At 34.8% G+C, this 10,719-nt stretch carries 10 protein-coding genes; 8 read left to right on the plus strand and 2 right to left on the minus strand.

The features are described 5' to 3' along the window. Positions 1-187: 187 nt before the first annotated feature. The 8 genes from DSOL_RS24495 (at position 188) to DSOL_RS24525 (ending at position 8,553) form a co-directional block, all read left to right on the plus strand. Positions 188-1,282, plus strand: a complete 1,095-nt coding sequence (locus DSOL_RS24495; protein WP_075367350.1) for a tyrosine-type recombinase/integrase — start codon at positions 188-190, stop codon at positions 1,280-1,282. Position 1,283: 1 nt separating this feature from the next. Continuing rightward, positions 1,284-1,889 carry an HD domain-containing protein gene (locus DSOL_RS24500; RefSeq protein ID WP_075367351.1) on the plus strand — a complete coding sequence of 202 codons (606 nt, stop codon included), beginning with the start codon at positions 1,284-1,286 and terminating at the stop codon, positions 1,887-1,889. Continuing rightward, positions 1,882-4,683: a tyrosine-type recombinase/integrase gene (locus DSOL_RS24505; RefSeq protein ID WP_075367352.1), complete on the plus strand. Its 2,802-nt coding sequence runs from the start codon at positions 1,882-1,884 to the stop codon at positions 4,681-4,683. The genes DSOL_RS24500 and DSOL_RS24505 overlap by 8 nt, the downstream gene beginning before the upstream one ends. Beyond that, the gene (locus DSOL_RS24510; RefSeq protein ID WP_075367353.1) at positions 4,646-6,253 is read left to right on the plus strand and encodes a site-specific integrase; all 1,608 of its coding nucleotides are present in this window, start codon (positions 4,646-4,648) and stop codon (positions 6,251-6,253) included. The genes DSOL_RS24505 and DSOL_RS24510 overlap by 38 nt, the downstream gene beginning before the upstream one ends. Beyond that, positions 6,231-6,734, plus strand: coding sequence for a hypothetical protein (locus DSOL_RS24515; RefSeq protein WP_075367354.1), 504 nt, complete (start codon positions 6,231-6,233; stop codon positions 6,732-6,734). The genes DSOL_RS24510 and DSOL_RS24515 overlap by 23 nt, the downstream gene beginning before the upstream one ends. Before the next feature lie 284 nt (positions 6,735-7,018). Next, positions 7,019-7,549 (plus strand): cysteine hydrolase family protein, encoded by a 531-nt coding sequence (locus tag DSOL_RS24520; protein ID WP_075367355.1) that lies wholly within the window; start codon positions 7,019-7,021, stop codon positions 7,547-7,549. Between the two features lie 27 nt (positions 7,550-7,576). Next, on the plus strand, positions 7,577-7,753 hold the full coding sequence (locus DSOL_RS28250) for a hypothetical protein (protein WP_170871612.1): 177 nt from the start codon (positions 7,577-7,579) through the stop codon (positions 7,751-7,753). A gap of 176 nt (positions 7,754-7,929) precedes the next feature. Continuing rightward, positions 7,930-8,553 (plus strand): hypothetical protein, encoded by a 624-nt coding sequence (locus DSOL_RS24525; protein WP_083643018.1) that lies wholly within the window; start codon positions 7,930-7,932, stop codon positions 8,551-8,553. A gap of 323 nt (positions 8,554-8,876) precedes the next feature. On the opposite strand, the gene DSOL_RS28255 is transcribed toward DSOL_RS24525, so the two are convergent. Together DSOL_RS28255 and DSOL_RS24535 are read right to left on the minus strand one after the other, a co-directional pair. After that, the gene (locus tag DSOL_RS28255) at positions 8,877-9,044 is read right to left on the minus strand and encodes a hypothetical protein (protein ID WP_170871613.1); all 168 of its coding nucleotides are present in this window, start codon (positions 9,042-9,044) and stop codon (positions 8,877-8,879) included. A gap of 477 nt (positions 9,045-9,521) precedes the next feature. Further along, positions 9,522-10,508, minus strand: coding sequence for a conserved phage C-terminal domain-containing protein (locus tag DSOL_RS24535; RefSeq protein ID WP_075367357.1), 987 nt, complete (start codon positions 10,506-10,508; stop codon positions 9,522-9,524). Positions 10,509-10,719 lie beyond the last annotated feature (211 nt).

Here is a 10,719-nt window from a genome sequence, read left to right on the forward strand (position 1 = left end):
GTTATCTGAGTAATCTATATACTATACAAATATATACTATTAAAATAGATAGTCTATACCCTATTGATAAAGGCTATTCTATCGTGTAAAATAAAAATACAGGAAACAACATAAAGAAGCTATTATTTATTATTATAGCTTCTTTATGTTGTTAGTTTAGTTGGTTAGAAAAAAGAGGCGAGATAGCGTGGGCAGATTTGAAGTTGAAGCATTTCTTGATACATGGGGTGTTTCCTTAAATGGGTTTCCTGTGCTTCAAGTAAATAAGTTTTTAATGGAATATGATAACCCCAATACAGCAAAGAGGTATGCTTATAACCTAAAGAAATACCTCGAATATCTTGATAGACTTGGGAAAAATTATACAAAAGCAAGCGAACGAGATGTAAAAGGTTTTCTTATGGAGATTACATATAGTGGTTCCACGGTTGGGCAGATAACTAAAATTACGCAAAAATCATACAAATCAGTTATTAACGAGTTCTATAAGTTTTTAATCAATGAATTAAATCTAGAAAAAGAAATTTTGGTTCCACAAAAATCTCGTTCAAATCAAAGTTTTTACTACGGTCAAATTTGTCTTTACCTTGATAGTGGCGAGATGAAGAAGGTTGGAAATAAGGGTCGCTCTTCTGGTCGGAAAATGTGGAGATTTAAAGCCAAAAGGTCTTATCGAAAGTGGTATTCAGAAAAAGAAATAGAAGCCCTTGCTACTAATTTTAAGTCCTTAAGAGACCAAGTTATTTTTTTAATAAGTGTCAGATTAGGTTGTCGTATTACAGAAGTTTTAACCATGAAATATGAACATTATGATTGGGAGAATAAGGTCGTTTTTGTTTCTGAGTCAAAAACATTTACAAGACATTTAGCGGTTGATGAAGATTTAGATATCCTTATAAAAAAATACTGTCTTACAGACCGTAACGAAATTGAATCACAGGTGGGTGTCTGCGACTATCTATTTCTCAATAAAAAAGGCAAGTACAAAGGTCAACCAGTACACTACCACAACTTTAGAGAAATACTTAAAGGTTGTGCGGAAAGAGCTGGTATGGATGCTGAAAAAGTAATAACTCATGCTGGAAGGTCCACTAGGGCCGCTGAAATAGCTAAAATGAAGAGATTGGGTGTTCCAGGAGTTACCGATGAGTATTTTATTCAAACCATGGGATGGTCTAGTATGGCATCAGCAAAGCCATATCTTAAAATGCTGGACATTGATGAAATGAAAGCCATTTCCAAGAGAATAAGTGAGCGTCGAATAATACTTAGGAGGAGCTAAAATGAGCTTAAGTAAGGGTCTGGATAAATACTTATTGGAAGTTCGCAAATTAAATAATATGGGTCGTTGGGCAACCGAGTTTATGCATTCGAGGACGACTGTTAGTGAACATTCATTTTTCGTGACCCAAATTGGGCAGATGTTGGCTCTTATTGAAGAGGAAAATGGTAATACCCTAGACTGGGGTAAATTGTTCAAAAAGCTTCTGAATCATGATGTGGTTGAGGCGATAACAGGAGACATTATCAGTACAGTAAAACACAAGAGTAATGAGATGCGTAATATGGTAAGCGTTATCGAAAAAGAAATTGCCGAAGAAAACCTTTTTTGCAATATGGAGGAACCTTATAAAAAAATCTATCGAGAGATTTTATTCGATGGGAAAGACGAGTCGTTAGAAGGGCAGATTCTAAAGGCTTCGGACCATATTGATGCATTAATGGAATGTATTGGTGAGATAAGGCTCCATAATAAATCCCCGTTCGTAGAAAAGTATTATATAATTTTAGAGAAATTAAAGACTATTGAACTCTCTAGCGTTCAATACTTTGTTTCCTCAATCCTCCCTGAAATAGTATCGGGATGTGGTGAAATGAATTGTGAATAATTCATTTCAGGTTTCTGGACCCTATGAATCTACTTTATATGACCACGATTTGTGGAGTTACAATGGTATAGAATTTTTATTACCTAGCAAGAACTATAAGAATGGTAAAAATTCAATATCCAGTATAACTTCCGTAATCAAAGAGGTGGAGAATTCACTTTTCGAATGTCTTCCTCTTCAACATTTTCTGATTGAACATTCACAATATGTAATAGAAACAATAGCTTTTAAGGTATTTCCCAATCTTTTAGAAAGGTATTTAAATCGGCTAATTACTCAAAACGATATTAGTAGTCTAGGCGAGGCAAAACTTTATATCTTTGGAGATAATCGTCTCTTATTTTGTGGAGGATTTGAGTTTAGAGTATATCAAGCGTTAATCAATAATGACAAAATCAAAATTTATCATTCCGAGAAAATCTCGGGTTATAATGTTAAGTTAATCGAAATCAACAATCAATATGGGTCTAAATGGGATGTTAACGGAGAGTTCATAAGAGCTACCATAGGAGTTAAATCATCTCGTGAGCTTATCGACGCAATAGAACAAATTAAGCTTAAGCTTATCAATGTTCAACCTATGGTGGATTTACATATTCGATATCATACTAGAGCAATTCAAACAATTTCTTCCCGTTTATTTCCTGAATTGTTAAAACAATATCTCAAAGTAAGCATGGAACGCACATTGGCAGAAGCTAATTACATTTTGAATTATGAACGTCTTATACAATTGTCCTTTGGGGTTAATTTTGTAAAAAAAATACGTGATGATATTTTCCATGAAATTGTCATGGAGGTTTATAAAGAGTTCATCGAAAGCGAAAAAGAGTGGAGGATAAGTACGTACTACATTCGATTCAAAGGATTGAAAGGTTCATTTAGAACTTATGGGCTATGGGAGATAAACGATGAAAACCTAAGCTTGCCATATGCAACTCAACCAGAGGATATTGTACAGAGTATAGGCGAGATAAAAGAAATACTTATGTCAAAACGGTCTTTTCAAGAAATAAGGCATAGGTGTTTAACTTGGACAATTATGCAAATAAGTATTCGTTTTTTTTCTAAAGAGCTAGAATCATACTTTCATTACTTTGCACAAAGTTTAACAAGTAATTATGAAATAATAAATCGTGATAAGATTGTAAAGAGTATATTTGGTACGGGCGTACAAAATTTACAATGGGATACAGAATTTAAAAGTCTACTGGATAAAGTAATTACTTCCGAATATCAGAAGCAACAAGTGGTGTTTATTGAACAGAACAAACATATCAATTTTCGAGAAGATATTTGGAAGCTTTATAGTGTCCGTGGTAGTAGTACCTATTTTACGATATTCGATTTCTCAAAGATTGAACAACCTGGCATTAAAAACGAAGTGAAACATTATTTTAGGGAAAGGCTTAAACACCGTGATGACTATATAAATGTTTATAAGCATTTACCTTATATCGTTAGAGCAATGTCATATTTCACTAAATATCCCAAGGTAAAATACTTAGCCGAAATAAAACAGTTTCAGGTTGAGTCTTTACTTAACCACCTCCAAGTCGAAGCAAAAAAAGTAAAAGGCGAGAACAAACGCATTTCCGTTGCCACGATAGCCAACTGCATTTCTGATTGTAAGCTACTTGTAAATTATGTCATGGAAAATGCCACAAGCATCAAAACCGTTGCTCCTAAAAAGAACTATTTTTCATACATCACATTTCATAATCTGGGAAACATGGCGAAAAATACAGAGGTTATTCCCGAAGAAATAATCCAGGGCTTTGAGAATCATATAAATGAACTGCATCTACCATTTCAACGATTGTTGATAATTATGCTCAATACAGGCATGAGATTTAAAGAAGCAGTTATGCTTGAGGAAGACTGTTTAGAACCATTAGGTGATGATAAGGAATTTTTTAAGTTGCGTTATATACCTTGGAAAGTCCTTCAAGCAAGGCGAGACCGAGGGCTTGGTGATTACCATACGATAGTAGTTGATAAACAGGTTGCTTATGAAATCGAAGTTCAAATGGAAGAGACAAAAGATACCCGCCTAATTTGGGGATTAAAAGAGATATTTATTACCGATTTAGGTTATAGAGTTACTATATGCGACAGCAATGCTTTTTGCTTTGCTATCAATAACCTAATTATAAAACATGATTTAAGAGTTGATGGGCAACTGTGGGAATTCACAAGTAAACAATGTAGGAAGTATTTAGCTGTGGAGCTTGTTACTAATGGAGCCGACCCTGCGGAGGTAACTGAGTATTTAGGGCATCTACAAGAAAATACAACTAACATTTATTATAATCAAGTTCGGAAAATGAATCTCGCGGATATGAATGCGGAGTTCTTTCGGAAGAAGTTTCAAGCGGTCATTGAACCCGAAGTACTTAAAAGATTTTCGGAGGAAGAACGAAGGCGTTTGTATGTTGACTTCTGCCTTGGTTATAGAGAGCGAGAATTAGGCTCGTGTGCAAAACATTACTCAGATGGGCCATGTTCCAAACGCACGGGTCGTATTGACTGTGCTCGATGTGAAAAGCTCTCTACTGGGCCGCAGAAATTACCTAAGTGGCTTGAATTAAAAGAAAATCAACAGCAATACGTCAATGATTTGGTTGAAAATTACAAACGGGATGGAATCACCGATTATCATGAATTCAGAGAGTTTCAAGCGGAAATATATCTGTTAGAACATTATCAAAGCGTAATTGATAAAATAATAGAACGTTTCGGAGAGGGAGATAGGTGTGTCGAAAGCAAATGTTTCAATGTTAAAGGAGTATGATGAGGAGTTAAGGGCTAATTTATTAAGTCAGCTTGAAGATTATGGGACATCAATCGATTTTTCCGCAAACAAATGGGTTTGTGATAAGAAAAAGAAAGCGTCAGGGTATAGCATTTTTGATGTTACCTGGTATTTCAATCAGATTCCTGAAAAATATCGTGAGATAGTAAAGTATTACGCGATTAACGATAAGCGGATTCAAGCCGATACGATGACTACACGATTATCGGCATTAGGGACTTTTTTTAATTACTTACACGAGCATTGTGCTGATATTGAACTCAGGTTAATCAATGGAATAATAATCAATAATTTTAAATTGTTTCTACAGAATCAAGAAAAAGCAAAAGCTACGAAACAACAAGTTTGGTCGGCTACAGGCAAATTCTTTGAAGCTATGATAAGCTGGCCAGAATTACCAGATGCCATGCCAATAAACCAAACTAAAAACCCTTGGAAACGGGGATTGAAGGACCAAAGGAATGATGATAAATATATTCCTGATGAAGTAGCTGACCAATTAGATATCATATTCTATCGAAATCATAACATTCCAGTCACTCACCGACTAATATACTGGCTTTTAAGACTCATACCATCGCGTGGTTGTGAAGTAGCATCTATGTTGTATGATTGTATTAAACCACTTGGTAGCAATAGAAAGGTCTTGACAATTCCTACATGGAAGCAAAATGGGGGTTATTTTGAATCAGAACCTAGGATGATTTATCTGAAAGGCGAGGGCATCATTCAATATCTTTTAGACTTAATCAAGCAACAACAAGAACTTACTTCTCGATATCAGACAGAATTTCCTGATAATCAAAAAATTCTATTCAAAGTGGGTAAAATCAGTATTGATAGTTGGGCGAAGAAACGAGGAGAAGAGAAGTACATTATCCTTAAGACTCCTGTTGAGGTTAACGCGGAATCTATAACTTATTTTTTAAAAAGATATTGTGAAAGATTTAATATTAAAGATAGAGATGGTAAACCATATAAAGTTACCTCTCATCAATTTCGTCATAATGGAATTACCGACCGTATTGAGGATGGTTTTAATATTATAGAAATACGTGATATGACTGGGCATAAAGGTGACCAGATGCCAAGATGGGCATATTTTCATCCTAGTAAAGAAAAGCAAATAGAGTTACAAAAGAAGGTAAATGAAGCGTCACGCCCTACAAATGAAAACGAAAATGAAAAGCTACCCGCAGTTATGTTTCGGGGTAGAATTATGAATCTGGATAAAGAGACGGAACAACGGTTGCTGAAAAATCCACGAGCATATAAACTGCGTTTAGGTATCTGTACCGATATAACAACTTGTAAGAGTGGGATTTTTGAATGTATGGCGTGTGAGTATTTTGTCCCTAAAGTCGAAGACCTAGATTACTGGGAGGAAATGACTGAATACTGGTCGGCTAAGGTTGAGTCAGCTAAAAAACGCGGGTTTACTGATGAGAATGCCGAATACAACCTTGCCATTCATAGAGCCATAGTAAAGAAAATCCACACTGCGTTGGAGATGGAGGCGAACGCATGTGCAGAAGAGACAGCTAAATGACGGATTATTAAATAGACAAGAAGAAAAACGATTAGCTTCTATCAATAAGGTTCAGGCAGTAATTCAACAATTAAGGGATGAGGGTTATTCTGAGGCTCAAATTACACTTCCTAAAATAGTTGAATGGTCTATGCAAATGCCTGATTGCGAAATTTCCAGAGCACTTCTTGATAAGAAACACATAGTTGATGTGTTAAAGAAGGAGGGCGTTGGACCTTATGTGCGGAAGGTAGTTATTCGGCAGAATCCCGAAAAAATCGAAAAGGAACTTGAGAAAGCAAAATCTACTATCGAGAGGCTTCAGGCATTGTTGCAAGATGAGAAAAGAAAAAAGGAAACTCTTCGAATAGATTTGGAAACGGAAAAAGAGAAATCAAGTGCTTTGAGAGCCATGATGCAAGAGATGTACATTTATGCGAGTAATCTCGGAGTTGATTTACAATTAGTAATCGACAATCCAAAGTTTCAAATAGTTAAATAACATAATAGGTTTAGCAAATTGAGCCATTGTTCCTGAGCGGGAGCTAGTATTCTAGATTATTTTAGCAACTTCACCGAAAGCCTGTTTAGAATTACCTTCCTCAAAATAGGATAATGCAAATAAGGGTATTCGTGGAATAAGGAGTAGGAATTAGCAACCGCAATGCTCGCTGTATAAGCAATACAATTTTAAAGTTAGATAAAAACCCAAGGAGTGTGGTATAATTTGGTTTGTGATAATATGGAAAATGTATTAGCCTATCATATTATAAAGGAGGTTTCCCAATGTCTCAAAATACCGCCCTTTTATTGATTGATGTTCAAAACGGTTTTTTTAACAAAGAATTTGGTCTTTATAAAAGTGAAGAAGTTCTAAGAAATATTACACTTTTGCATAATAAGGCAAGAGAATCGAATATGAAAATCATCTATATACAACATTTATTCGGAAACTCAATTGGAATACAAATCGATGGTACTGAAATGGGAAATATTCACTCCAATATTACTCCAAAAGAAGATGATATAATTATTCAGAAGAAAACACCAAATTCGTTCTACCAGACAAATTTACATAATATTTTACAAGAAAATGAAATCGAAAATTTAATCGTTGCTGGCTTTCAAACAGAATTTTGTATCGATACAACTATTAGGGAAGCTTATAGCTTAGGTTATAAAGTTATATTGGCATCCGATGCACATAGCACCTTTAATAGTGAATTATTTAAAGCAGAGGATTTGATTAATTATTTAACATATATTTATTCTAAGTGGTTTGCTAAACTAATTCCGACAGAAGAAATTAATTTTTAAATGAAGTAAAAATGGGAGGATGCATAAATGGCAAGTGAATTATGTCCTCGGTGTGGTTCCGTTAAAAACATGGTTATTACTACTTCTAAAACTGAAATTATTAATTCCAGTGGAAAAAATGAAAACGTAGAGGTTAGAAATTTCCATTGTGAAACTTGTACTTCCTTTATACGTAGCGAAATAGTTAAAGTTCCCGAATCCTAATTTTTTTCTATGATTTACTTCCAGTTATTTTTAACTGTGACGCATTCGAAGAAAAATGCGAAACAGTAAATGTCGATAATCAATTGCTTTTAAGAGTTGATTATCGACATATTTCTAATGTTTAAGCTTTCATATTTAAATAAATGTTAATGTTGTTAAAATGGAAGGTAAAAAACGTGAAAAAAACACTACCTCACTTTTGGAGTTTTGATAGATTAACAGATGCTTCTTTGGTTAAAACAGAAGATATAATATGGCAAGGTCCATTCTCTTGGATTGGGTATGAGCAAGTTAATAAACTCAAGCCTATCCCAGATATTGCAGGAGTTTATTTTTTTACATTCGAGTACAAAGATGGTTATATTTTACGCTCTGTTGGTGTAACAAGCTCAATGAAAAGGCGATTTCGTGAACATACACGTGAATATAATAAAGGGAATTATACTGTGCTTGATGTTGAATCTGCCAAAAATGGAGTAAGAAAAGAATTATGGCATGGTTGGCAATATGCAAAAGAACACCAGCAACAATTCTTGGAGTATGAAGATGTTATATTAGAACTTATTGAAAAGGAATTAATTGCCTATAGAATATTCATCACCGAAATTGCTGACAGGCGAAAAAGAGAAAGAATTGAAGCAACTTTATTGATAAATACATACAGTTCAAAAGAATCTTGGGCTGATTTAATTGATGGTGGAATGTCTTTAAGGGGACGATATAATAATGAAATACCTATTGAGATAAAAAATATTTGCCCACATAAATTGTATGGACTTCCTGAAACAATCGAAATATAGTTGAAATTTAGAGGTGCATTCTAAGGAACGGTAAATAATAATTCATAATTATTAATATGGGAGACATAAGAATAAATAAATATATGTTAACATTTTTTGATATAGCGTCGCAAATTAAATTATAATTACTCTGATAATTGCCAGTATGATTAAAGTCATTCGCAGGCGAAACTTGCCCAGTCACGCCAATGGTTGAGAACAAACCTAAGCTCTACTCATATTACCTTTACCAAATAACGTAGTTAATTGCCTCTGTTGAATTCTTTCATTTCATCCATGAAACGATATATGCTTTTCATATTTACGTGATTTGAGGGACAACTTTATTTTTGGAGTTTTCGTAGAAGTTCTCTTGCCTTTCTAAGCCGTTTCTTTGCCTCTGGAGAGGGTCTCTTTTGAATCTCGCTTAATATTTCTTGGGCAAATTCGCCCTTTACCACGGGGGTCGCTTGCATCCGTAGTCGGCTACGTAGATGAATGATTTTACCCATTGTTATCCTCCTTTCCTTTTTTAAGTTTTTCAATTATTTTCCTGGCTTTTTCAGCTTCTTGTTTTGTTTTTTTCAATTAGTTGTTCAGGAGGTAAACTCGGCTGGCAATCCTGTTATCCATCCTAAGTTACACCAAGTTTTCGATAAAGACCCTATTATTATTCGCATAAAAAAGCCATAATCTCATAGTGTAAACAGAGATTATGGCCGCGAATTATTTTTGCAACTCTTCTAGAGATTTATGCCCCGTAAAATTAATAATCTCATCAACAGAGAAAGACTTATGTAGTTACAAAGTTTGTACAGGTAGCACAGCTATATTGGTTGCAACAACATTCAGTGGGCTTAACACACTCTCCAATAGGTAACACAATTTGTTTCATAACAGATTCCTCCATTTTTAAAATTTTACACAACCCATTATTCTCTATATGGCATTTGATTTCCTGCATACATTTGAAAAGTCTAGATTAAAGATTAAAGGTAAAATTTTTCGTACTTGTCATCAGTTTTGGATTTTGAAGTATTTGAACCGCGAGTCTTTTTAGAACCTTCAGCCTGAAGATTTGCTCCATTGTTGTAAAGATAATTTTCAAAGTGAGACGGCCTAAATAAGGTCACAGGATTAAGATGAACGTTCATTGTTGGATTATCAATCCATACGGCAACCATGTTGTCGATAATCCTTTTAAAATCATCGACTGAGCGACCTTCATCCAACATCCTATTTAGAGAAGCAATTGATTCTTTTGTAGTATATTTAAAGTTCTTGTTAGTCTTTAGGTTGAGGTAATCAATAATTAGCCGTCTAGCATCTAAATGTACATCGTCTTTGTTATACGGCTCACTCTTCTTTCTGCCACGTTTTGACTTTGCTGAGGGCTGTTCAGCGACCTCTTGAAGCACAGAAAGTGGCTTGATTTCCTCCTGGAAGTTCTCATCCCCGCCCTGCACAATGTTGCTTTGCTTACTAATATGTTCATTTCTCGCATCTTCTATAGGAGTGGAAGAAGGCGGGACACCAAACTGTGATTTTGCTGTCTCCTCTGCTCTTGCTTGCTTATTAGCATTTGACTTCTCGTTGCACTGACCTAGAACCTTAGACTTCATGGCAATAGCATCAACCAATGTTGAATCTCCAGATAATAAATTTCGTAGGAGTTGAACCCTATTAATCCCGAGACTTTTCGATAATTCATCAAAGCGTTGTACTAACTGACTATCCAATCTGACTGTGATTAAATCAGGTTGACTTTCGAAATTCTTGTTGCTATGTGCAATAGCTTCATCCAGTGTTACTTGGTTGAGGGTCTTAGCTTTTAGGGTTATCATATCGATTAATATAGAATCTCCCGACAAAAGATTACGAATAAGTTGTGCTCTGTTTACCCCGAGTCTTAATGTCAATGCATCAAGACGCTCTAAATATTCGCTTCCTAACCTGAATGAAATCATCCCTGCCATGAAATAGCCTCCCCCTTGTATTACTGAATATATACAACATATATACATTATATATCACCTGTATATTCAACATCAAGTCGAGAGAGCCTGATTTATGTAATAATTGCCTTATTTTAACCTACACAATTTAATCGTGTAAATACACTATTAAGAAAGGCTTCACAATAACGAAATTACTATCGTGTAAATATTATTCACAAGAGAAAGTTAA

This window comes from Desulfosporosinus metallidurans (assembly GCF_001936615.1).
GTDB lineage: Bacteria > Bacillota > Desulfitobacteriia > Desulfitobacteriales > Desulfitobacteriaceae > Desulfosporosinus > Desulfosporosinus metallidurans.